The 23081-nt window shown below is 60.4% G+C and carries 21 protein-coding genes and 3 pseudogenes; 6 read left to right on the top strand and 18 right to left on the bottom strand.

The window, feature by feature from the left end; all coding sequences use genetic code 11:
* Positions 1-273 precede the first annotated feature (273 nt).
* Both AC1D08_RS30385 and AC1D08_RS30380 read left to right on the top strand, forming a co-directional pair.
* A complete protein-coding gene (locus AC1D08_RS30385; RefSeq protein WP_322414405.1) occupies positions 274-717 on the top strand; it encodes a pseudoazurin in 444 nt (147 codons plus the stop codon).
* A gap of 272 nt (positions 718-989) precedes the next feature.
* Positions 990-1694, top strand: a complete 705-nt coding sequence (locus AC1D08_RS30380) for a Crp/Fnr family transcriptional regulator (RefSeq protein ID WP_477424775.1) — start codon at positions 990-992, stop codon at positions 1692-1694.
* Here the strand turns inward: AC1D08_RS30380 and AC1D08_RS30375 are convergent.
* From AC1D08_RS30375 to AC1D08_RS30300, 16 genes and pseudogenes are all read right to left on the bottom strand, one after another.
* Positions 1660-1911: a DUF1858 domain-containing protein gene (locus AC1D08_RS30375; RefSeq protein ID WP_477424773.1), complete on the bottom strand. Its 252-nt coding sequence runs from the start codon at positions 1909-1911 to the stop codon at positions 1660-1662. The two genes, AC1D08_RS30380 and AC1D08_RS30375, sit on opposite strands and share 35 nt — an antisense overlap.
* Before the next feature lie 99 nt (positions 1912-2010).
* The gene (locus tag AC1D08_RS30370) at positions 2011-2532 is read right to left on the bottom strand and encodes a DUF2249 domain-containing protein (RefSeq protein ID WP_477424772.1); all 522 of its coding nucleotides are present in this window, start codon (positions 2530-2532) and stop codon (positions 2011-2013) included.
* A gap of 23 nt (positions 2533-2555) precedes the next feature.
* Positions 2556-3917, bottom strand: coding sequence for a hypothetical protein (locus AC1D08_RS30365; RefSeq protein ID WP_477424770.1), 1362 nt, complete (start codon positions 3915-3917; stop codon positions 2556-2558).
* A 1011-nt stretch (positions 3918-4928) separates the two neighbouring features.
* Positions 4929-7175: a xanthine dehydrogenase family protein molybdopterin-binding subunit gene (locus AC1D08_RS30360; RefSeq protein WP_477424768.1), complete on the bottom strand. Its 2247-nt coding sequence runs from the start codon at positions 7173-7175 to the stop codon at positions 4929-4931.
* Positions 7172-8041 carry an FAD binding domain-containing protein gene (locus tag AC1D08_RS30355; RefSeq protein WP_477424766.1) on the bottom strand — a complete coding sequence of 290 codons (870 nt, stop codon included), beginning with the start codon at positions 8039-8041 and terminating at the stop codon, positions 7172-7174. The genes AC1D08_RS30360 and AC1D08_RS30355 overlap by 4 nt, the downstream gene beginning before the upstream one ends.
* A complete protein-coding gene (locus AC1D08_RS30350; RefSeq protein WP_477424764.1) occupies positions 8038-8508 on the bottom strand; it encodes a (2Fe-2S)-binding protein in 471 nt (156 codons plus the stop codon). The genes AC1D08_RS30355 and AC1D08_RS30350 overlap by 4 nt, the downstream gene beginning before the upstream one ends.
* Before the next feature lie 776 nt (positions 8509-9284).
* Entirely contained in the window at positions 9285-10490 is a 1206-nt protein-coding gene (locus AC1D08_RS30345) for an NnrS family protein (protein WP_477424762.1), read from the bottom strand.
* A gap of 88 nt (positions 10491-10578) precedes the next feature.
* Positions 10579-11022, bottom strand: coding sequence for a pseudoazurin (locus AC1D08_RS30340; RefSeq protein ID WP_477424760.1), 444 nt, complete (start codon positions 11020-11022; stop codon positions 10579-10581).
* A 280-nt stretch (positions 11023-11302) separates the two neighbouring features.
* A pseudogene (locus AC1D08_RS30335) lies at positions 11303-11479 on the bottom strand (IS5/IS1182 family transposase); the annotation flags it as partial.
* A gap of 464 nt (positions 11480-11943) precedes the next feature.
* A pseudogene (locus tag AC1D08_RS30330) lies at positions 11944-12192 on the bottom strand (DUF6455 family protein); the annotation flags it as partial.
* A gap of 601 nt (positions 12193-12793) precedes the next feature.
* The gene (locus AC1D08_RS30325) at positions 12794-13957 is read right to left on the bottom strand and encodes a cytochrome P450 (protein ID WP_477424759.1); all 1164 of its coding nucleotides are present in this window, start codon (positions 13955-13957) and stop codon (positions 12794-12796) included.
* Positions 13958-14298: 341 nt separating this feature from the next.
* Positions 14299-16317, bottom strand: coding sequence for a hydantoinase/oxoprolinase N-terminal domain-containing protein (locus AC1D08_RS30320; protein WP_477424757.1), 2019 nt, complete (start codon positions 16315-16317; stop codon positions 14299-14301).
* A 94-nt stretch (positions 16318-16411) separates the two neighbouring features.
* Positions 16412-16600, bottom strand: a pseudogene (locus AC1D08_RS30315) (ferredoxin FdxA); the annotation flags it as partial.
* A gap of 47 nt (positions 16601-16647) precedes the next feature.
* Entirely contained in the window at positions 16648-17046 is a 399-nt protein-coding gene (locus tag AC1D08_RS30310) for a group III truncated hemoglobin (protein ID WP_477424755.1), read from the bottom strand.
* 33 nt (positions 17047-17079) lie between these two features.
* Positions 17080-17778, bottom strand: a complete 699-nt coding sequence (locus tag AC1D08_RS30305; protein WP_477424753.1) for a CBS domain-containing protein — start codon at positions 17776-17778, stop codon at positions 17080-17082.
* 11 nt (positions 17779-17789) lie between these two features.
* Complete coding sequence (locus AC1D08_RS30300) at positions 17790-18335, bottom strand: hypothetical protein (RefSeq protein WP_477424751.1); 546 nt, start codon at positions 18333-18335, stop codon at positions 17790-17792.
* A gap of 281 nt (positions 18336-18616) precedes the next feature.
* Here AC1D08_RS30300 and AC1D08_RS30295 point away from each other — a divergent pair, with 281 nt between their 5' ends.
* The 3 genes from AC1D08_RS30295 to AC1D08_RS30285 all read left to right on the top strand — a co-directional run bounded on the left by AC1D08_RS30295 (position 18617) and on the right by AC1D08_RS30285 (position 20728).
* The gene (locus AC1D08_RS30295; protein ID WP_477424749.1) at positions 18617-18916 is read left to right on the top strand and encodes an XRE family transcriptional regulator; all 300 of its coding nucleotides are present in this window, start codon (positions 18617-18619) and stop codon (positions 18914-18916) included.
* A 625-nt stretch (positions 18917-19541) separates the two neighbouring features.
* Positions 19542-20006, top strand: a complete 465-nt coding sequence (gene rnk, locus AC1D08_RS30290) for a nucleoside diphosphate kinase regulator (RefSeq protein WP_477424747.1) — start codon at positions 19542-19544, stop codon at positions 20004-20006.
* Between the two features lie 161 nt (positions 20007-20167).
* Positions 20168-20728: a GreA/GreB family elongation factor gene (locus AC1D08_RS30285; protein ID WP_477424745.1), complete on the top strand. Its 561-nt coding sequence runs from the start codon at positions 20168-20170 to the stop codon at positions 20726-20728.
* 8 nt (positions 20729-20736) lie between these two features.
* Here the strand turns inward: AC1D08_RS30285 and AC1D08_RS30280 are convergent, their stop codons facing one another.
* Entirely contained in the window at positions 20737-21282 is a 546-nt protein-coding gene (locus AC1D08_RS30280; RefSeq protein ID WP_322414422.1) for a DUF488 domain-containing protein, read from the bottom strand.
* Positions 21283-21349: 67 nt separating this feature from the next.
* Entirely contained in the window at positions 21350-22282 is a 933-nt protein-coding gene (locus AC1D08_RS30275; protein WP_477424743.1) for a LysR family transcriptional regulator, read from the bottom strand.
* Between the two features lie 35 nt (positions 22283-22317).
* Between AC1D08_RS30275 and AC1D08_RS30270 the strand changes: the two genes are divergently transcribed.
* Positions 22318-22980 carry a 5-formyltetrahydrofolate cyclo-ligase gene (locus AC1D08_RS30270; protein ID WP_477424741.1) on the top strand — a complete coding sequence of 221 codons (663 nt, stop codon included), beginning with the start codon at positions 22318-22320 and terminating at the stop codon, positions 22978-22980.
* Positions 22981-23081 lie beyond the last annotated feature (101 nt).

Here is a 23081-nt window from a genome sequence, read left to right as displayed (position 1 = left end):
CTGGCAGTCTGCGTCGGGTCGTCACTCACAATGTCAAATCATTTTACCTCCAGACCGCGGCTTGCCGGGCGAGCCGAAGTCATCGCCGATCCCCGGGGCGCGTCCGCGTCAGTTCGCGCAACGCGTCGTGCCGTCGTTCGAGCTCGTCCTTGATCGCCCATCGAAAAATGAAAGAACAATCTCACGCTTGTTTGCGCTGCAACAAAGTGAACCTCCCTGGACCAGGGTAGGTATCAGCGCGATATTCATCCCGCAAAAAAAGGAAAGTAGATCATGAAATACGCAACCATCGCAGCGGCAGCTTTCGCGACCCTTGTCGTCTCAGGCGTAGCCCAGGCCGCCGACCATCAGGTGCAGCTGCTCAACAAGGGCGAGCACGGCGTCATGGTCTTCCAGCCGAATTACATCGAAGCAGCCCCCGGCGACACAGTGACTTTCGTCCCGACAGACAAAGGCCATGACGCGGCCAGCATCGACGGCATGATCCCGGACGGCGCGCAGCCCTTCAAGGGCGAGATCAGCAAGCCGGTCACTGTCACGGTCGACAAGGAAGGCGTCTACGGCATCAAATGCGTCCCGCACTACGGCATGGGCATGGTGGCGCTGATCGTCGTCGGCAAGCCCGCGAACCTGGAAAAAGCCAAGGCCGTCAAGCAGCCTGGCAAGGCCAAGACCGTTTTTGCCGATCTGTTGTCAAAGGTTCCGGCAGGCAACTGAGCCGAACCCGCCATGTTTGGCCGCCGCCGGCTTATCCGGCGGCGGCTTTTGTGTGCGTGTCGCCATGTCGCCACCCATAGAGGAATGCAAGATTGCGATCCCGCGCACGAGGCACCTAGCCGTTAACCCTATCTTGACTGGCCGAGTGCCGCTCAACATCGCGGCGAACTCGGTTCCGGTTATTAGGCCGCAGCAGGAATGACTTGCGGCAAAAGGCTTTCGCGTGACATGTTGCTTGGAGCCCAAAACATTGCACAAGCCGGAAAATAAAGATGAGTCGTCTTGACCGCTCGCTGATCGCCAGCCTGTCGGCGTTCCAGGGCCTGACCTCGGCTGAACTCGATCGCATGGTAAGCCAGGCCCGCTCGCTCCGCATCGCAAGGAACCGGGCCGTCTTTGAGCAGGAGCAGGACGCCCATTCCTTCTTCCTGTTGTTGGATGGCCATATCCGCGTCGTCAAGAGTACGGCGGAGGGCGGCGAGGTCACTGTACGCTACATTGGTCCTGGCGAACTGATGGGCATAGCCACGGCTCTTGGCCGCACGACCTATCCAGCCAGCGCCATCGCCGCGGTCGACTGTGTAGTGCTGGCGTGGCCTAGCAGCCTGTGGTCGGAATTCGCCTCCGCCTTTCCAAGCTTTGGTGCCAGCACCTACCAGACCGTCGGCAACAGGCTGCAGGATGCCCACACGCGTGTGGTCGAAATGTCAACCGAGCACGTCGACCGGAGAGTGGCCCATGCCCTCCTCAAGCTGGTGAACCAGACTGGAAGAAAGACGGAGGAGGGTCTCATGATCGACTTTCCGATTTCCCGCCAGGACATCGCCGAGATGACGGGAACGACGCTGCACACGGTTAGCCGCCTGATGAGCGCCTGGGAAGGAAAGGGACTGGTCAGAAGCGGCCGCCAGAAAGTGACTGTCGTGGAGCCGCATCGCCTGCTCATGCTGGCCGAAGGTCGGACGCAGAAGACATAGGCGCCGCCAACCCGCCGGAGGATGTAGCGGCTTCCAGATCGCTGCGCAACAAAGCTTCATCCAATCCGTGCTCCCGGGCGGCGTCAGCAACCGTGTGGAAGGATGCAATCGGACAACCAACGCACAGCATGCCGCTGCGAATGACCACGCGGATGGTCAGCGGCCATCTGCGCATGATCTGGTCCATGGTCATATCGTCATCAATCAAGAATGCCATCGTCGTCATCCGCTTCCGAAGTCGGCTGATCCTAAAGCAATGGGCGGCAGTGGTTCTTTGCGCATCGACAAACTCCGGCGCGGAGCCAGCGTCATTGGCTCAGCCTCGCCGGATGACGACGCGGTAATGTCCGTCGGGCTCGAAAGCTCCACGCCAGAGATGGCCACGCGCCTGAAGTTCCTCGAACAGGAAAATCGGCTCGCGTGGCAGTAGTGCCGCCAGCGTCTGTCCGGGCGACAGCGCCTCGACCCCTTGCAGTGTCCGCACCATCGGCTCAGGAGGCTCGAGATCGCGATTGTCCAGTTCGACGATCGGTGCAGGCCAGGTCTCGTCGGTGGTGCTGATCCCAACAACCGCTGGCTCTGGTTCTGCTACGACAGGGGCCGGCTTGCTGACCGGGGTGAAGATCACCTCCCAGTCGCCATTGCCGATCTCGCGCGCCGCTGGTTCAAAGCCGAGATTGCCCAAGACATGAAACAGGGGGATCGGCTTGAAGGTTGCAAGCAGTCGCAGGCTCTGGCCAGGAGCGAGCGCCTCGACCGCCGCCATGATGGCACTGAAAGGTTCCCCGCCTTCGCGCAGGATCGGCCTGACGTCAACATCGTAGTAGGGAAGAGTCATCGCTATCTCCAGTTCATTCGCCATCAATGTGGGGTGGGCAGGAAAAGTCGTGGCCGCGACGCGCCTTCGGGCAGGCGTTTATCGTCCGGTATGTTGGCGAGACGGCGCGCGAGGACGAGCTCGGCGACAACGGCCAGCGTCGCAAGCAGCGTAGCGGCGGCCGCGGCGCGAAACAAGCCGGGCTGTTCGACAAGCAGGGTTACCGTGCCAGCCAGCACGCCGAGGAAATAGAGCGCGAACCACATCCAGCCACGTCGTTCCGTGACGAGGTCCTGTACTCGCGGCGTCGGCTTTCTGCCCATGACCGGGCCATAGCATTCCAGCCAGGTGAGGAACGGGACGATCTTGTAGAGCTGCGAAAGTCCCAGTCCAGTTAGCCAGCCGAAGGCGACGAGATAGAGCAGCGCGCCGATATGGCGTTCGAGCGTTCCGGTCGCGAGCAGGGCAAGCAGCAGAATCGCTGACAAAGCGAGTGCCAGAAAGGCACCTTGGGCTGCGCGGCTGTTCAATTCGATGGTACGGCGCTTGCGGTGGCGGTAGAAGAAAGCAAGATCGAGGCCGTAAAGGACGAGGGCAGCCATCCCGAGTGCCACCGCCAGCCCCGTCGCCGGGCTGGCTGTGGCAGCAAGCCCCACTTTTTCCAAAAAGGCGGCGATTGGCGAGGCCAACGCGGTCAGGAGCAGTGCGACGACCCCGCTCCACCAGGACACACGACCGCTGACGCGCTCCCGGTCCGGCGACAGCATGAACATGGGCAAAAGCCGGTAAGAGACGCCGATCGCCGTGAAACTCAGCCATCCGCCAAGTCCAACGGCGATATGGACGGGAAGCGCATGCATTCGGAAGTCGATCACAGCCAGCGCTGGAAGAAAGCCCGAAAGCAGCAACGCGAAGAGCGCGCCGAGGATGGCCGTGACGAGTACGCATACCAAACCCACGGCAACGAAACGCGCGGGAAGCTGCAAGTTCGCGTGCCAGAGCGTGCCGCCGAGCACACCGGCGACGAGCAGAAATCCGGCAGGCAGAAGCGTGCCTGCCAGTGCGAGCAGGGGAATGCCGGCATCGAAGACGCCGGCCAATTGCAGGAAACCCGCCAGAAGAAAGGCGAGCCCGGTCAAAAGACATATCAAGGCGGGCAACACCAACCGTTCCCCGCGCAGAGGCTGCGCGATCAGCACCGGCACGAACTGAAACAGGGCGCCGCACATCAGCATGCTTAGCCAGCCGATCGTAACCATGTGCACGAGGACCAGCGTCTCGGGCGCCTCCGCCGCCACCGCAGGGAAGCCGTAGCCGGCGACCATCAACATCTGGGCACCGACAAGAAAGACCAGCGCTACGGTGAAATATGACATCGTCCAGCGCGATAGCGCAGTGCCTATCATAGCCTTTTCCTCGCAGCGCCTCCATGACGGACAGCGCATCAAAACCGTCGAAACTTCGCTGTGACTTTCCGGCGACGGAGCCTTACTGGGACTCCTCTTGCCGGAGGCCACTCGCGCCCAAAGTTTAACCGGCCTGTCTCAATCGACTTTGTCCAAACGCAAACTTGTTTGCGAGCGAAGCATTTTCTCTTCGACAGAAGGGCCGAGCCCACTGGACTAGCGCGACGCGCTTGCCTCGATATGGGCGTACCTCGATTTCGGCCTGTCCGGCCAGAACGCTGACATACTAGCGCAGCGCTTTTGATACCGCGATCATCGACAAACGTGGTCGGGCGCAGCGCCGGGCTTTTCGAGGTACATTGTTGAGTTCAAGTAGTGGCGAAAGAGGGATCATGCCTTCCTGCAGTTGTCCGTTCAGGCCCGATCGAGGTACAGCCAGTAGGCCGGACCGAGCCGTTCGACCGTTTGAGGAGACTGGATATCGATGATTTCACGGCCCGATAGGTCAACGTCGCGGCAATTGTTGTTTTGGTAGATCCAAATCGACGCTTGTTCGCCATCGCACGGTCACCTCAACCAGTCTTGGAAGGGAGCACGAATGTGTCAGCGGACAGCTCGCTGATCACTATTTCAGTGTTGGATGCCTTTCCTTTTTCGCCGGGCTGGCCTACGCCTCTTTAGAATCGCGCCACAGGTCACGCAAACAGCGCCGTGCGCTGATCAAAACGGTCGAGAAACCTGGCCAGCATTCAATCAAGCCGAAAGCCTGAAGCGCCAAATGTAACGTGATGACCTGTCATCAAGAGAACCTTGAGAATAGGTCCATACTCAGCCCGATCCTGCATCGGCGATTCCTGCAAATCACGCTGGCTACAAATATCCAATATTTGCCTTCGCCGATCGCGAGGGTCGACGGGGCGTCGGTCGTGACTGTCCGAATCGAAACGAGAACCTTTGGGAGCTTGCAGCTCGCATCGGATAACGCAGAGTAGGTGTCCGACGATTGTCACCTCAACCCACGAAGGCAAGGATGCGTTCCGGCGAAAGCGGCAGGTCTGACAGTTCGGCGCCCAACGCATGATTGACGGCGTTGACCACTGCCGCCGCAACCGGAATGGCCGCGATCTCGCCTACGGCTTTTGCGCCGAACGGGCCGGTCGGTTCCCCCTCTTCGATCAGCACGACGCGCATCGGCGGCATCTCGGACGCATTGGCCAAGGTGTAGCGGCTGAAACTGTCGCCACGCATCCGGCCAGTGACCGGGTCGATCGCGACATCTTCGTAAAGGGCATAACCGATACCGATCTGGACCCCCCCGTGGATCTGGCCCTCCACCAGCATCGGGTTGATGGCTCTGCCAACGTCATGGGCGGCAAGATAGTCCGTTACCCGCACGCGACCTGTGAGCCTGTCGACCTCCACTTCCGCAAAATGAGCAGCGTAGGAGCCCGGATTGGCCTGGGCGCGATAGATTTCGGTCGCTGAGGGCAATTCTACTCCGCGGGCGACGAGGCGGGTAGCGAATTCCGAGAGCGTCAGACCCGAGCCGTCCGGGCGGCGCACTGCGCCTGCTTCAAGCCGCATGCCAGCGGCTTCCGTATTCAACTCCAGCACTGCTGCGACCCGGATCGCTTCTGCGAGCGCAACTCCTGCACGTCGGATGGCTTCGCCGCATATATAGGTCATGCGACTGGCCCGCGTGCCCAGATCATAAGGACAGCTATCGGTATCGGCTGGAACGATGGCAATGTCGCAAGCCCTTAGACCCAACGTTTCGCCCGCAATCTGGGCAAGTGTCGTGTCGGCTCCACATCCGAGATCGTGGAGCGCGCAGACGAGTTCCGCTCGCCCGTCGGGCAGGAGCCTCAACGTCGCCGTCGTCTCCTCATGGAAACCGGGATAGCAGCCATTGATGTGAGTGGCTGAGGCTACCCCCACTCCTCGCCGCCACCGTCCTCGCCCCGCATCCCCCCGCCGGCGTACGTGCCACCCGAATGCATCGGCTCCACGTATCAGGCATTCTCTCCCGCGAGCATTGCCGACGTCGAGCCCCTGCCAGGGTTCAATCGCGTTGGGGCCGACGAGATTCCTCAACCGTATCGCCACCGGATCAATCCCCAGCCGCCGTGCGGCTATATCCAGCGTGATCTCGGCTATTGTGTGGATCTGCGGGGACCCGTAGCCGCGAAAAGCGCCCGCGGGAACAGTGTTAGTATATACGGCGCGACCTCGATAGCGCTCCGCGGGAACATCATAAAGCCGAACCAGCCGTTGAAGCATCGAACTGGGCAGGTAATTGCCCCCGGTGCAATAAGCGCCAATGTCCACCAGTGTCTCGGTGTCGCGCGCCAGGATTCGGCCGTCGATACTGATCCCGATCCGCATCCGGCCGGTGACAGAGGAACGCGTGCGGGTCGCGGTGAAAGTTTCATACCGACCGTAGCGGATCATCACCGGCCGCTCCAGCGTCAGCGCAAAGAATGCACACAACGGTTCGAGAATCGGCTCCGCCTTGCCGCCGAAGGACCCGCCGATGGGGGTCTTCGTCACGCGTATCTGCTCTTGCGGCACTCCCAATGCCTGAACGACGACCGCCTGAACAGCAAAGACACTCTGACATGGTGAAAGGATCCCGATGCGGCCATCGGGTTCGGGCTTGGCAATGCAGGCATGGGTTTCGACGGCACAATGGTGGCTGCGTGGAGTGGTCACGTGCGTTTCCACCACCAGCTCAGCAGCAGCAAATCCGGCCTCGGTGTCACCACGAACGAAGCTCTCATAGGCCACGGGGTTCATGAAAGTGGGTGTGCCGTCTTCCTGCATTGCGAGTCCGGCGTGGAGGAGTGCGGCTTCCTGGTCAAATATGGCAGGGATATCCACATACTCGACCGCGATCAGCTTTGCCGCTAGGCGCGCGATCTCTTCAGTTTCCGCCACCACCGCCGCGACCCGGTCGCCGACATGACGCGCTATCGGAGCGAACATTCGCTCGTCCGCCAGCGCCTCCTGTCCGGCGAACCAGATCGAGCTGTTGTAGTACCGTTCGGGCGTGTTTTCATGCCAGAATACAGCGTGCACGCCCTCGACCGCCAACGCGGATGCGGCATCGATAGAGGCGACGCGGGCATGCGGATGCGGGCTGAAAACAAGTGCACAGTGCAGCAATCCTTCGACATGCAAATCGGCTGTGAAGTGCAATGCGCCCGTGACCTTAGCCACGCCGTCAACGAGCGGCACGCGACGGGAAATCTGGTTCATTCCGCCGCTTCCTCGAAGAGTCGGTCACGCGGGCTCAGCCCCACGGCCTGCGCAATTAGGTCGAGTCCCAACCCTGCGACCGCGCGGCGTTTGTAAATCTGCGAGTTCCGGCCCGGAATGGCCGCGTCGACCTCGGCGGCCAATGCCGAGAGGAAATCGCGAAGCGTGGCAGGCTCCAGCTTCCGGCCCGCGAGCGCTATCTCGGCTAGAGGTAGGCGGAGAGGACCTAGGCCGAGCGCGCCGGCTTCCACGCGAACAGCGCCGAAATGGTTATTCTGATACTCGGCTAGCAGCGCGAGATTGAGGCGAGAGATAGTCAGGTCTCGCCGAGGTCCAAGTTTGACGAAGGCACTGTACGGGAAAAGTGCGTCTCCTGGCAGGATCACTTCCGTAATCAGATAACCGAGATTTGGCGTATAGTCACATAGCGCGATCTCGCGCGGTGCGCCGTCACGCCCTATCAACACCAGTCGTGCCCCTGCGGCGAACAACACGGGCATCAGGTCGGCTGCTGGGGCGGCATTGGCGATGTTGCCGGCGATGGTCGCCCGGTTGCGGATCTGGACAGATCCGCATTGTGCGGCAGCCTCGCAAAGGGCCGGAAACCTCCCTCGCAACCCGGAATCCGCGGCAAGCGCTGCGACAGTGGTGGTACCTCCGATGCGAATGTCCGTGTCATCCGTGGAAATGAAGGCCATGCCGGCCACACGCGCGAGATCAACCAGCAGTCCGGTTCCAGGGAGCGGGCGGCCCGCGATGAGCATGTCCGTCCCCCCGGCGATGAAATGCACCGGTCCCACCTCCGCAGCTAGCGTTGCTCGCAACTCGGCCATATCGACAGGCGCGGCGACCGCCATCGCGTTCATCGCCCTGCCCCCTGGCGCGCGGCAGCCTCGGTGGCGACGGCCTGCACGATGGTCTCGAACCCCGTGCAGCGGCAGATATTGCCCGCCAGTGCATGGCGGATTTCGGCTTCGCCAGGATTGGGATTGGCACGCAAGAGCCCCTCGGCTGCCAGCAGCATCCCCGGCGTGCAGTAGCCGCATTGCACGGCACCCATCTCCAGGAAGGCCCGCTGCAGATCGTTGATACCACCCCGACAGAGCCCCTCGATGGTGGTAATCTCGCGGCCTGCGGCCTGGAAAGCCAGCATCAGACAGGAATTAACCGGCTGGCTATCCAGCAGCACCGTGCAGGCACCACACTCGCCTTCGCAACAGCCTTCCTTGACACCCGTCAGGCCAAGGATGTCGCGAAGAAATCCGCTCAATCGGGAGATTGGCGAAATCTCCGTCTCGATCGCCTGACCGTTAATCTTCAGCGACATTCTCATGGCTTGGAACCCTCCTCGCCTTTGATGTTTCGAAGGTTTGACCTGGGCGAGGACTGGACCAGTCGGTGGCGACGAAAAAGGATGCCTGCAGAGTGCTGCCGGACGTTGGGCTGATCATCAGCCGCCGCAGCGTCAATCGCAGCCGGACGATTGCGGTCTGCTGATTTCGACGCGCCAGACATCCGGCCCTCGCTCAAGGTACGCCAGGATATTTGGCCTCGATCTGATAACGCAGGGGATCGTGGTCGTTGACTATGATGAAAGAAGTGCCCTTGCCCGGGACCGAAAATTCGCGGGTGGCGATCTGCCGGGGCGATAGTCCCCACGTCGATCAAGCTTTCCGCTGCGAGTTCTAAATCTGTCATGTCAATTGAATTCTCGGCCGCAAAAAAAGCGGCGATGATTGATCCCGGCGCGAAAATCTACCCCGTGGTCAGCCAGCCTATTTGTCAAAACGCAAACAATTCCAAGAATCCTGAAGGTACTGGAAATTGCCGCTTGTTGGCATTTCGCAAAGAACCGTGCGGCGAACGGCTAGCATAACTGACGTTCCGCACCGAGCAGGATATTCCGTTGCATTCATCCGTCCTGAGAAAATATAGAGATGCCCCTCTCCCTATTATACCAGCCAACGGCTCCGCGTTTCTCGCCCGCAGTGGATCCAGGCACCTATGCCGACTGAATGATGAATCTTCCTAAAGGTGAGCCGGTATCGCTTTATCTTTACATCCCCTTCTGCCGATCGATGCGGATACGATGCGGTCCTGATCCGCGCGTCAGGAAGGCGCTTTGTTAGGCTGCCGGGCACGTAGTTTGGGTTGAACGAGCATACCGCCAAACAGAGCTGCGTATCCGAGGAAGGCCACGACCCAAAACATCGCCGATATGTGGAGAAGTATTGCCTCAGTAGGGACGAACGCCGCACCGATGCGCAGGACGGCCGCGAGCACGATCGCGACAAAGACCGCGCATGTGCCAATGCTCGCCTGCAACTCGCGGCCTGTATGCCCAAGGGTGGCTCGGGTCATGACGGCAAGCGTCATGCATGCCACCGCACCTACGCTGAACGCGTGAATGCCCGCCGCGGAAGGAACGGTCTCCGGTAGGACGACGGCAAGTCCGGCCAGCAGAAAGCCGATCGGCACAAAGACGAACGCTACGTGCAGGATCAGCACCAGCGGCTCGCGGAGCGTGCGATCACCAGCCCAACGCGCAAGCCGCATAGCGTTGAGGACCGCTCCGGCGATCAGCATTGCGCCCGTTACGTTGCTTTCAGGAAAGAAGGCCCAGGCCGCCAATGCGGTCGCCGACAATGCGATTGTTGCTGCGTCGAAATGACTGAACGGGGACGGCACACGTCCCTGATTTTCGCGTGCCAACCAATTCCGGGTGAAACTGGGAACAACGCGTCCCCCTATAATCATTATGAGGACGACAGCGGCCCCGAGGCCAAGCCGGCGGCTGATATCCGAGATGCCTTGGTAGTGCGCTTCGGCATGAAACATCACGTTGGCCGCCAAAAGCATGGCAACCGGCAGCAGCACCTTCAGGTTTCGCCAGTTTCGGCCCGCGATGATTTCGGTCGCGGCGGCGGCTGCTACCGCCAGGAGAAATGCGCAGTCGACTGCGGCTCCGACGAGCCAGCCGGTGTCAGCTGAAAAGAACACCGCAAGCCGCCCTGCAAGCCACAGCAGGACGAGCGCTAGCAGGGGCAGGCCTTGCACAGGCAGACGTCCGGTCCAGTTCGGGATGGCCGTCAGCAGGAATCCCGTCATGATTGCCGCCAGATAGCCAAAGAGCATCTCATGGACATGCCAATCAACGGGCAGAAAGACGCTGGAGGTTGTGAGATGGCCATAAAATAACGGCAGCCAGAAAAGGATGGCTGCTCCGGCATACAGAGAGCCGAGCAGGAAGAACGGCCGGAAACCGTAAGACAGAACCGCCGGATAACTGCCCGATCGTGTACGAGGAATTGCCATCTAATGCATTTCAAAAAAGAGAAACCCATGGCGGAGTGATGTCCGTCTGTAGGGTCCTGTTGATTTTTAGAATGAGATTTGCTCCGCCTCAATTGGCGAATTGAACTTGAGCCAACAGGGTCTCGAACGCTTTCTTGGCTTTCCCCGGCTGTTTGACAGTCGCTGCATGAGCCAGATTAACCGGCTTACCGACCACGATCAGCGCCACCATGCCCATCCCATAGTGAGCCGCGCACTTCACGCCGTACACACCTTCCTTGTCGAGTTTAACGGTAATCTGTTCGCTCGACTTACCCTTGAAAGTCTTTGCTCCTTCCGGAATCATTCCCCAGATGCTTTGTGCAAGATGCCCCTTATCGGTTGGCACGAACGTGACCGTGTCGCCGGGCGCTGCCTGGACAAAGTCGGGCTGAAAGACCATCACACCTTTCTCGCCCTTGTCGAGCATCTGGATTTGGTGATCGGCCGCCTGGGCCGCTCCTGCCAACATCGACACGGCGATTGAGACGGCGATTGCAATTGCGTATCTCATGATCTTGCCTTCCTGTTCAGATTCTCGATGACGTTCGCGCTATTTCTAGGCGGTCTTCGGCCTGAGAACTTTGCGACAGCGCAAACAAGGTTGGGAAATGAGGAAAAAAGCCGCGGTGTCCGCCACTTGCCACTCGTTGGTCGCCTAGACATGAGCCGGCTGAAGCGATGCTCGGGTACCTAGCCCGCCTCGATAATCCCTGTCATCGGCAAGACATGCTCGCGTTCAAACGCAATATGTCGGCGCCACGATTTTGAAGAAGCCACGCAGCATGATCCCGCAGCGGCGGCATTCCGGGCCCGTCGCAATAGACCTCGCCGAAGCGCGCCTCCACCACCGGCCAGTCGATGGTGCGGGCCAGCCGCACCAACTCATGGTTCATGTTGAGGATCTGATCAAGGCGGGCGCGGAACAGATCCTGTTCTCCCGCCTCACGCCGTTCACGTGGTCTGCCCATTGCCTGGCTCCGATTCACCACGATGAAAGCAGTGAATCAAGCTTCGGCAGGCAGGGAAATCGCAAACTGGAATTGCAAGAAAGCTACCCACAAACTGACCAGTTCCTGCAATTCCGAAATCTGCAAATCGCGCGTTTCCTATATGAAATCAGCAGCTTCCGAATTCTTCACGGTCGACGAATTAGAATCGGTTGCAGCGTCCGATGCCTTTCAACCAGGTTGCAGCTCGAGTTTGCAACCGGGCATTCTACGTTTGCTAGGCCCAAGCGACCGCGCAACGAAATCGTCGCGTCGAAGCAATAGCTCTCACTACGATGAGCTGAAACCTTCGAAATAGTGGTGACCATCGCAATACTGCATTTTGTCAACAACCTGTCGATGCCCATCTACTTCCTGGGTTCGAAAGCCGCCGCCTTTTTCCGGCGCCCAGAACGCCCTGAGGCAATGGACAGTCTGCATTCCCTGAAGAACCCGGCGTTCGGGCAGAATTCGGCGAGGCCGGCAAGATCGCTGCCGCGCTCTAGCCAATCGCGGCATTCGCTCTGGAAAGAGCATCCTAGGCAGGCGTTTCGCGCATCCGCTATCGCCTTTCCGCCGCATTTGCGGGCCGCCACGAGCTGATCGACTTCAATCCACTCCATGACGAGGTCCATGAACTCGAATTGCCGCCAGACGCTCTCAGCCTGCGACCACTGTCGTTGCCCAGACTGCATGACGATCTCCCTCTGCCAGAGCGACCACTTGTCCCTTAAACTCTATCCGCCAAGGTCCCACGGCTCAATGTGTCGCGTCGCCGCGCCCGCGAGGGTCGGCGCCGAGCGTCTTTCGCGCCTATCTTTGATGTGGAGCAAACTTCTCCCACGCAGGTCCGGCTACGGTTAAGGTGTCCAAGACTGGTCGCACGGATCGGATTGCGACAGAAAACGAGATATGGCGTTTGCACGGCGCCTTTCGCCGCCATTTTCCGCCGCACAAATCGGCCCGCTGTTGACATTGCCGCTGCGGAAGGGGCCTGTTCGAACGACCGGGCGAGCACAGCACAGCGTGCTACCCGATCAATCCAACGGATCTGTCCTTCGCCTCCGGAGTGAGGCAGAACGAGCAGTCGTCCGTCGTGCGCGGAACCGCGCCGTGGCGCGGGGTCGTTCGTGGCCCACCTGACCTATCAAGTGACTCCGAAGGAGAGCGAATGGCAGGCAGCGAAGCTGATGTCGCGGCGAACGCCCAGTCGCGCCAGACCACCCAATCCGCAAAGGGCTTTTCGGTCTGCGGCCCTCGCGGCACGCCTCTTAGTGAAGCTCGGCAAATCTGGAACTACGATATTTGCATGGGCAGCATGGAAAACCCGCTCGCCGGATAGCTCGCGACTGCCGGCTGCCGGCCGGGCACCAGTGCGATCTGTTGGGTCGATTTCAGCAATTCCTCCATCACGACGCGTAGTTCCAGTCGGGCCAGAAGCGCGCCCGGACAGACATGGATGCCGCCGCCGTAGAGGAGGTTTTGCGTACCTTCGCGATCGAGGCGGAATTCGTCGGAGTTGCCAAAGACCGCTTCGTCGCGGTCGGCCGACGCCCACATGAGAGTAATCCGCTCGCCGGCTGCAATCCTGCGTCCGTCGATTTCCACCGGCCTGGTCGTCACCCGCCGGTTGGAAATGAGCGGTGCATGTATCCGCAATATCTCGTCGATGGCGGCGGGCAGCACGTGCAAATTCTCTCGAAGCTGCTGCTGCAGCTGCAGGTGTTCTGCAACATAGTGGCCCAAAATCCCCACACAGGCCGTTATCGTTCCGAGTTCGCCGACGGTCCAATTACGCAGGATGCTTACGATCTCCTCGTGGTTCAGCGGTCTGTCCCCGATCTTTTGCCGGAGCAGATTCGTCGTGATATCATCCGGGGCGGCCGCACCGGCCTCACGCCGCGCATCCAGTAATTCACTGATATAGCCGTCGAACTCGAGCGCGATGGCAGACATTGCACTCGTGTTTCTTATCAAGGTGGCCTCATGGTTCTTACGGACCCACATAAGCAACGGCTCATGCAGACTTGCGGGCCACCCGAGAAAGGCGCACTGGATCTGCACTGCGAATAGCTGGGCAAGCTGCGTCACTAGATCGATTTCCACGCCCCTTTCCAGGCCGGACACGAGATTGGCTGAAATCGCCTGGCAAAGCGGTTCGAAACGTTCCACGCGCTCGGGCTCGAAATGGCGCTCGATTAGCCGCCGGTATGCCGTGTGCTGGGGCGGGTCCATGCCGCTTGGCACCGACAGATGGCTAGAAACGACGCTGCTGAACGTATGGTGATCGTCGAGTGCCTGCACCACGTCCTCATGCCGGAACAGCGACCAGCCGAGATAGTCGCTATACGCCACCGGGCACCCGTGACGCATGGCGTCATAGGCTTTGATCTGGTCGGAAAGGACTTGTTCGGATCGGGGATCCCAATCCGGTTGCGGCTTGTCTGGCGTCGAGTTCATGGCAATTCCCTGAAAACTTCCCTGCACTGCAAGCCACGGGCACAGGACACAATTCTGAAAATACAGGGTTCTGCTAACCCAGAGCAAACTGAAGGTACTTGACCGGGATCAAACCCATCGCCCTGTATCAGGTGGCGGCACCAGGCAGCACCTATGTAAGTGCCGCGCTGAGCTGAGCCTCTGCGTCGGAGAGCTCCGCGTCTGCCTGAACGATCGGCCGATTTCGTTTTTTGTCGTTTTCGATGTGGACCGGCCCCAACGGCTCTCAGGTTCTGATCTTTGCCTGAGGTTTCCGTGCCAGTTGACGAGTTGTTATAGCCAAGATCTAAGCCCTAACTGCGTCACGAAGCGATGCGCGGCCGCCCGGTGGCTGTCGCGACGACGATGGCTTCGACGAAACTGCGCTCGCCCTCGATTGTAGCAACCCTCATGTCCCGTGAGATCTCGATCCGCGCCTGATCGGTCCCGGCGCGCTCGGCGAGACCTGCTGCCAAAGCGCGAATGTGGGCCTCGGCCGCAGCCATCGCTTCGTCTTCGGTGTCATAGTCGTCCAGCCGCTGGCCTGAATTGAGACGAAAAAGCCCGTTCTCGGGCTGGCTGACGCGCGCTTCCGCCGACATCCGCACCTGCCCAACGACAGCACCCAGCGCATTTGCGACGTCAGCGTGTTCGGCGATGATGCAGTCATTACCGATCAACCGCGGTAGACCTGCATAGTGGAGAGATGCTGACGCCCCAAGGCCGATCACCGGCCGGTCGAGTACGATTGACAGCCGCGCCATGCCGCCGCGCCGGCCAACCGCCCGCTGAACCAGCGGATTGGCAACGGAGACGCCGCCATCCAGCCCGTCCTCGGCAAAGACGGTTTCAAGAATGGCTTCGGCGGAACGCCGGGTCACCGCGGTGAGAACCATCTCGGAAAACGCTTCTGCGTCTTTGGCGACGTGATGGCCCTGGCCGTCGCGCTTGCGTGAGAACAGTTCGGCGCCCAATCGAGCCGCGGCGGGATCCCAGTTCGCTTGCCGGCCAAGCACGTGGGCCGCGTCGGATGGCGTGAAGCCCGCGATATGCACCAGACCGCGCGCGACCAGGCGATTGAGTGTCGCGATCTGCGATGTCGATACGAGAAGCCGATCGAGCGCGGCGGGAATTGCCGAAATGTCCGCATAGAGCCTTGCCTCGGTAACCGTCAGGCCTGCAGCCAGACGCTCGGGCACCCCTGTGCGCAAAGCGAAACGGCCGTCGAGCCGGCTGGTGTTGGGACTGAGCAATTGCCGATTGAGGCCTTTGTATATAGCATGGTCGTGCTTCACTGCGGCGAGCGCCAGCGGCACGAGCCGACGGGGCCCGAGCACGATCGTCGAAGTCAGCGACCGCTCATGGAGCGAGACTTCCGAATCTCCACCGAGGCCAAAGGTGCGCATGGCAACGGCTTCCACCATGGTTCGCATTCCGCCGACGGTGGCACCTTCCGGATCGAGCCGCAGGCGGCCGCCGTCGAGAACGGCGATGTCGGTGGTGGTGCCGCCGATGTCGGACACTACGGCGTCATCAATGCCGGTCATGTACCGCGCCCCCACCAGGCTTGCCGCTGGTCCTGACAGGATGGTCTCAATCGGCCGGGCGCGGGCGAATTCAGCGGTGATAAGCGCGCCGTCGCCGCGCACGACCATGAGTGGAGCGACGATCCCGCGTCTTGCCAGAAAGCCCTCCGTGGCGTTGACAAGGCGATCGATCATCGAGATCAACCGGGCGTTGAGAAGCGTCGTCAGCGCCCGACGCGGGCCGCCGAGTTTCGACGACAGTTCATGCGAACACGTCACCGGAAGCCCGGTACGATCGCGGACGATGTCACGTACTGCGATCTCATGTTCGGGATTGCGAACTGCAAAATAGGAGGCCACGGCGACGCCTGAAACCGTGTCGGCGAGAGACGGCAGCGCACCTACGAGAACGTCCAGCACCAACTGCCGCGGATCGCCGTGGACGTCATGTCCGCCCGGGCAAAAGATCACGGGATCGGAGCCGAGGGCTTTTGACAATCCGCTCCGGGCAATATCGGCTTCATCGAAGCCGACCATGACCAGCGCGACCCGTCCGCCCTGCCCTTCGACGAGCGCGTTGGTGGCAAGCGTGGTCGACATCGAGACGAGCTTGATCGCGCCGGCTTTGATGGCAGCCTCGGACAAAACAGCGTCGACGGCGCCGGCGATGCCCTCGGCAAGATCGTGTCGCGTGGTCAGTGACTTGGCCTTGGCCACAATGCCTGTAGATTCCGACCACAGGACGGCATCGGTATACGTGCCGCCGGTGTCGATGCCCAGATACAGAGGCGACGGCTGATGCGAATATGCTTCCATTTCGATCAGGCGCCCAGCTCGGATTCTGGCGAGAAATACTTGGCGAGTTATTCGCTTCACCGTTGAACGCCTTGGCATCGGCGGATGGATTGCGCTTGATCGCAACGCTTGGCCAGGCGGACGCGGACTTTGCGTTCAGCACCAGCCAAATGTCGAGACCAGATGCGATATCGAGAAAAATGGCTTTATCCGAACATTCCGGTTCGCAGTCGATCCATTCGTCAGGGTGGCGGACTGACTTACCCTCGCCCTCATAGAAGCAATCCTCGCGACAGACTTCCATGCAGTCCATGTGTACGCAGCTGAGGCAACCGTCGGTGACCACGAGCGTCATACTGCATTTCTCAGCCATGGTCGGTCGGGACGATAGAACAAGGACAGCTTCAGGCGTTCTGCGACGTGGACGGCCTTCAGCCAACAGAGCCCGGCTCCCTCGCTGTCCAGCAATTCGTCGCAACTGTCGCCAAACAAGGCGAAGCACCGGTCTAGCAGACCGATCTCCAGCCCACCCATGTGCTTTTGGACCGCGATGAGGCTCCCCCTGTAATACCCGGTGGTCAGCATGACCGAGGACCAGAAATCGTACATCTCCCCCCAATGCGCTCCCCAATCGTCGGCCAAGACACGCTCGAAAATCGGCCCGAGATCGGCGTCGGCGCGGATCTTGCCATAGAAGGAGTCGACGAGCTGTCGAATCTGCTCTTCGGAAATCGGGGCTGTCTGCGTCAAGGGCATACTCTGGTCCAGCGCTCATCCGGTCCTTCAGACCACGACGTAGGTCATGTCGARGGGAATACGGTGATCATCGATTGCGCGCACGCCAGCGGTGTTTTCAGCCAGAATAAGCGAAGCTTTCCGCTCTTGCTCCGATAGGTAAGCTCCCCAGAAGGTGACCACGCCGTTGGTTACGGTCACGTCCGAGCTTCCGGTCGAGGGCCACGATTCGGATCGCAAGGCGTCAATAATCTCCAGCCTGATACTGCTATCGTCATGCGGGACCGGTGCGCGCCAACCTTTCCTGGCGACGACCAGAGCCCGCACCAGATTGGCGCGACTGACTATCCCCACCACCTGTCCGTTGCGCAGCACGGGAACGCGCTTGATCCGATTGTGTTCAAGCAGGGTTGCGATCTCGGCCACTGGCGTACTCTCGACCACCGTCGCGACCTGCTGTGTCATGACGTCGATCACATGCTCGGAATGAGACTTGACATAGCCTTCCGCCCGAACCGCGTTGTTGGTGAAAAAATGAATCCACCAGGAACGACCCTGCGGCGCCGTACCGATCTCCGCCCGGCGGATCAGGTCTCCTTCACTAACGATGCCCAGCAGTGCACCTCGATCAATCACTGGCACGGCACTGATCCCGTGCGACAGGAGAATGTCGGCAACCTCATCCACCGTACTGTCAGGCCCTACCGCGATGACCGGTGACGTCATGACGTCCTTGGCGATCAGCATTTCGGTCTCCTTCACCTGCCTGCGGGCGGCGGAGCCGGCGGCAGGGTCCTTGCAGAGGCTTGCCCCCAATGTGACAGACCAGCATGAAGGCTGATCGCGCGATAGAACTCCCTTGCATGGAAAGCATAGGCTTCCAGATCGGCCGGATCGCCAACGAAAAGCCCGATGTCCTTGGCTTTCCGGAAGAACCAGGCAGCGGGCAAACCAGGCTGGAGCGCCTTCACGGCAACGGCCGCAAGCAATGGCAGGCCTTCGTCCGCATCGTCGTCCATCAGTTGTTCGAGTGCATCCCGGATCACGTCTGGTGCGACCGAAACAACCGTGCTCTCGGCCAGTCTTGCATAGGTGATCGGCAGCCCGGTCTGTGCTTGGAGGAGCAGTTCCGCACGCAGCCGTGTTTTGAGAGCGTTGTCATCCGCGGGTGCGATTGAGACGCGGTTGGCAGATACCATTCGACCGACCACATGACGCTGAATGTCCGGGCCGGAAAGTATTCTGCCGAAATCGTGTTCAAGCCTTTCCATTATCATCATCGCCGAGCCCAAGGTGCCCTTCACGCGATATCGCCAGGATTTCACTTCCCGGCGTTGGGATCTCTCGCTGGCACCGATCCTGTCAATTTTACTGCGCCAGAGCTTCACTCATCCTTACATGCAAGACAAACGAAATTTATTGCCGCTTCAGCACAATTATTTTGCTCGATAAACTCGATTCCGACGATTGACGCGGCCCTTCCCTTTTCGGATTCGATATGCATTTTTGATGGATGAAGTCAGCGCGTTGGGAGCGTCTTAGCTAGTGAATTCGTTCCCGAAAGCAGCCTGGAAGGAGATCCATGATGATCACTGGTGCTCAATGCCGAGCCGCTCGCGCTCTGGTCGAATGGACCCGTGAAAAGCTTGCCGGCAATTCAGGCGTGGACGCGTTGGTCGTCGAAGAATTCGAGCGCCGGATCAGCCTTCCTGGCCAGGATGTCTGCGACACGCTGCAAACCGTGCTTGAAGGTGCCGGCGCGGTTTTCATCGCCGAGAACGGTGGCGGTATCGGCGTTCGCCTGAAACTCAACCGCTCGGAAGTCAAGCGGATCGGCGTACTGGAGAATGAAGGCGGCATCGTCGGAACGGACGCTGTTCCATAGGCCCCGGGGTCTTTCGAGTTCGATTGATTCACGCTCAGAGTCCGTTGCTGGACAATTCGGACCTCGCTTAGCTGGGCAGACGCAAACAAGGAGGCCTCATGACGGTTATCTGGGACGATCTCACTGAGGAGGAACAAACGGCACTCAAGCGAATGAACCGCGGACCTTACCCATCTCTATCGAAAGTCTTGGCCGAGCGCCTTGTATTCCTCGGACTGGCCGAAAAAAGACCGAGCGGGATCGGGATAAACAGGGCCGGACGAGATCTAGTGATAAGAAAATTGCTTGGCGCTCGCTCTGACTAATATAGTCTGATGCTCGCCACTCTGCACTGAGGCGACTGACTTGACTTCCGGGATTGCTTCACCAACTATGGCCCTATGAACGCCGCACTCAAAATTCGTCGCGATTTTCTTTTCCGGGTTTGTCCCATCGCGGGAATGTAACCCCCGGCTCGGCTGCCATGTGGGCCCCGAGCCGAGGGGCGGTGCGCTTACCACATGGGATGCTCCCGCACGGCCTCAAGCCTGCGGAGCATCGACGTTCCATCAAGATTTTCACCAATTGGCTCGGTTTCCGGCACCCTCGGTGGGCGGCTGGTCCGAGCAGAAGCACGAGTATTCAAATGCAAGACAACACGAAAACCCGGCGTAAGCCAAACATCCGAATCTCGCAGTCCGACCATGCGCGTCTATCAGTGCTTGCGAGCACCGTGGCGGCACGGAATCCGGAGGCTTCAGATGAACTGCTCGCCGAACTCGAGCGCGCGCGTATCGTCTCCGACGGTTGGGTCTCCGCCGGCACTGTCCGGATGGGTTCGACCGTGACGTTCAAGCCCGATACCGGCGATCGAAAAACCGTCACGCTGGTTTTTCCTGGCGATGCGGATATCTCCGAAGGCAAGGTTTCGATCCTCACGCCGATTGGCACGGCCCTGATCGGCCTCTCGGCTGGGCAGTCGATGACGTGGACCGCCCGGGACGGTCGCCGGCACGAATTGTTGGTGCTCACCGTGACCCAGCCCGCTTCGGAAGGCGGTACAGCCGACCGGCCCTCACCAGCGTCTCAGACGATTGCGGCGGCCGTCTAGACATGGGCATTTCCATGCGTCTCCTCAATCAAGCGGGCAGCCTTATCGCGGGAGTGTGACCCCTGCGCCGGCCTATGCTGGTCCGGCCCGGGGGGAGCTTTCCACGCCCGATCAATTGCTTGACGCCGGATCCCTTGCACAGGGCCGGCTGGAGATGCGCCATGCCCACTATCGATAGCTGCCAACTGACCAGCAAGGACTATACGATTCTTGAAGTGATGCAGGAGCGCCGCCCTGGCAACGATACTTTCTCGGCTATCCTTCAACGCAAGATTTCGGGCGCGGTTGTAATGTTTCGGGAAGACATTCCGGCCACCGTCGTGACACTCAGTACCCGCGTGGCTTATCGGGTAAACGACGGCCCTGCCGAAACCCGCATCGTCGCACATGACGAGACGCGCGGTCTGGTAGGCATGCTTTTGCCGATCACCAACCCGCGCGGCCTGGCGCTGCTTGGTCTGGCCGAAGGTCAGTCCATGTCCATTCCAACCGCGGACGGCGGCCTTGAAACGCTGACCGTGCATGAAGTGGTCTATCAGCCAGAAGCCGCAAGGCGCGAGAGATTGAAGCTGGCGGGGAATGCAGTGTCGGGCTCATGGCGACAGGGCGGACCGGTTCTGCGCGTTGTCCATCGTTCCGATGAACTGCGGGACAAAGCGGTGAACAAAGTCATGGCAGCCTTCGATACCGGGTTCGACGACCCGGGTCCATCGGCCGCCTGAGGGCTGGACTATCCCGAAGGCTGTGAAGGCGGATAGACAAGCGTTCCGTCGGGCCGTGCCTTCACACCGTCGGTGAGTTTCGCCGGCTCGACCTTGTCATGGCTCATCAGATGAAAAACGGACTCGCCGCGGCTGATCAGGTAGTCCGCGACGATCCTTCTGTGACAGCGCCACCAGAGCGTTTCCGAGCACATTATGGCGCACCGCCGCTGCCTGCCGAGAGACACAAGCCGGTTCAGGCCGTCAAGAAATTCCGCCGACAACGTGTAGTCGGCGTAGTTGTGAAAACTCTGGTTGATCCAGAATGCATTGAGCGCCGGTGGAGTGTCGTGTGCCTTGCCGCGCAGGCCGCCGAGTTCGGCAATGTGCTCATATCCGATCCCGAACGCCGCCAAGCTTTCCGGAAGTACCTCGCTATTGAACTGCGGGTTCGCCCGCGATCGCCGGATGGTCCTTATATCGACCACCAGGGCGATCTCTCCGACCCGTAGCAGGGCGACGAATTCGGCAATCGACCGGGTCGAGTGACCGATGGTGTGGAACGGGTAAGGCATGTTCGGTCAATCCGTGGCGATCCATTTGTCCAGTCACGCAAACCATGGCTTCGCGCCTGGAAGACGATCATTTCACAACTTGCTTCAATCCGCGTAGCGCCTCCTGCACGTCGGCACGCGCCTCGCCTGCTTCCGGATAGACTGCATAGGCCGGATAGGTGAATTCCGGCGCGCCTTCTACCACCTCCAACTGCCCCGCCTCTATGTGGGGAGCTGCCGCGCCCCTGCGGAAATAACCCATTCCGCCGGCGCGCAGGATATAGCTCAGCCCGAGCGGGCCAAGGCCGACCATCAATCCCGGCTCGCCGAAGGCAGAGGAACTGGCACCATGCTGGGCCGCGAACAGCGGCCCCCAATCGACATAGACATAGTCCCTGGAGCCGACAGGTTCCCCGTCTCGGTCCGTGGTCCGCACCAGGACGAGCTGCTCCTCGACCAGAAGCTCTACCCTGAAACCCGGCAACAGCTTCGGCGCATAGAGCACCGCAATGTCCAGAACGCCAGTCCTGAGCTGCTCGAGGAGTTGGTCTGGCACGCCGACCTGGGCTTGGATTGCGATTTCCGGTCTGGCCTTCTTCATCCAGACCAGCCAGTCGAGCAGCAGCGGGTTCCACAGGCTGAGCTCTCCGCCCAAGGCAACGACGCTTGTCCGTCCCGATGGGATGGCGAGTTGGTGCCGTGCCCGTTCCCAGATTTGCACGAATGACTGGGCGAACCGCTCGAACTCCCGGCCCGCCGGCGTCAGCTGCGCGCCATTGCGGTTGCGGATGAAGAGCTGGCGTCCAAGCTCTTCCTCCAGCGTGCGTATCCGCGCGCTTACCGTGGTCTGGGTGACGTGGAGCCGGTCGGCGGCTTTCAGAAAGCTGCCGGAATGAACGATTTCCAAAAACGTGCGCGCGCGGTCGATGTCCATTCTGGCTTCCAGTTCAGTGCAATAATATTGCATCAATACAGCATTTAATTCCGTTTGCCTTCCTGTTTTACGCGGCGCAACGTCCAAGAGGCGGGTCTCCGCTGCAACATATGGGGCGTGCGATGTCTGATCAGGAGGATGTTCCCTTGGAAACGCGAGAATACGCCTCTCCGCCGTGCTTCATGCACGAACTTGTCCCGGGATATGGCGCCGAGCCGGTTGTGCAGGACTCATGGCCCGACGTCTGCCGATGGCGCAAGGCGGAGCGCAAGCGCCTGATCGACGAGCGTCTCGCCGTCGACGCCGAGGAGCGCGTTGCGAGGTCTTTACGCATCGCTTCCGCTCTCGACCTAGCTGTCGGCCGGGTGAGCGGGCGCATCGTCAGCGGCTACTGGCCTTTTCGTGGCGAGCCCGACCTGCGCAACTGGGCGATAAAGGTGATCGAGCGCGGCGGGCGGATCGCTCTTCCCGTCGTCATCAAAAAAGGCTGGCCGCTGGAGTTCCGCGTCTGGGCACCGGGCGATCCACTCGAACGCGGCGTTTGGAACATTCTTGTCCCGTCACAAGGGCCATCGGTCCAGCCGGATGTGGTCATCGCGCCTGTTGTCGGTTTCGACCAGGCCAACTATCGCCTGGGGTATGGCGGCGGTTTCTTCGACCGGACGCTCGCGGCAATGCCCAAGCGGCCATTCGTCGTCGGCGTCGGTTACTCCGACAGCAGGATCCAGACCATCTATCCGCAGCCGCACGACATTCCGATGGGCGTAATCGTCACGGATGAATGAATGATTGCAGGCAAGGCCTGCTTCCCTTGTGACGGCGGATCGCGGATGCCGTCCATCGGTGAGTCCGTCTTGCTGCCAGCAGTGAAGAGCAGGAAGCACAT

This window comes from Mesorhizobium sp. P2_E6 (assembly GCF_056403835.1).
This window is presented reverse-complemented; position numbering and strand designations above follow the sequence as displayed.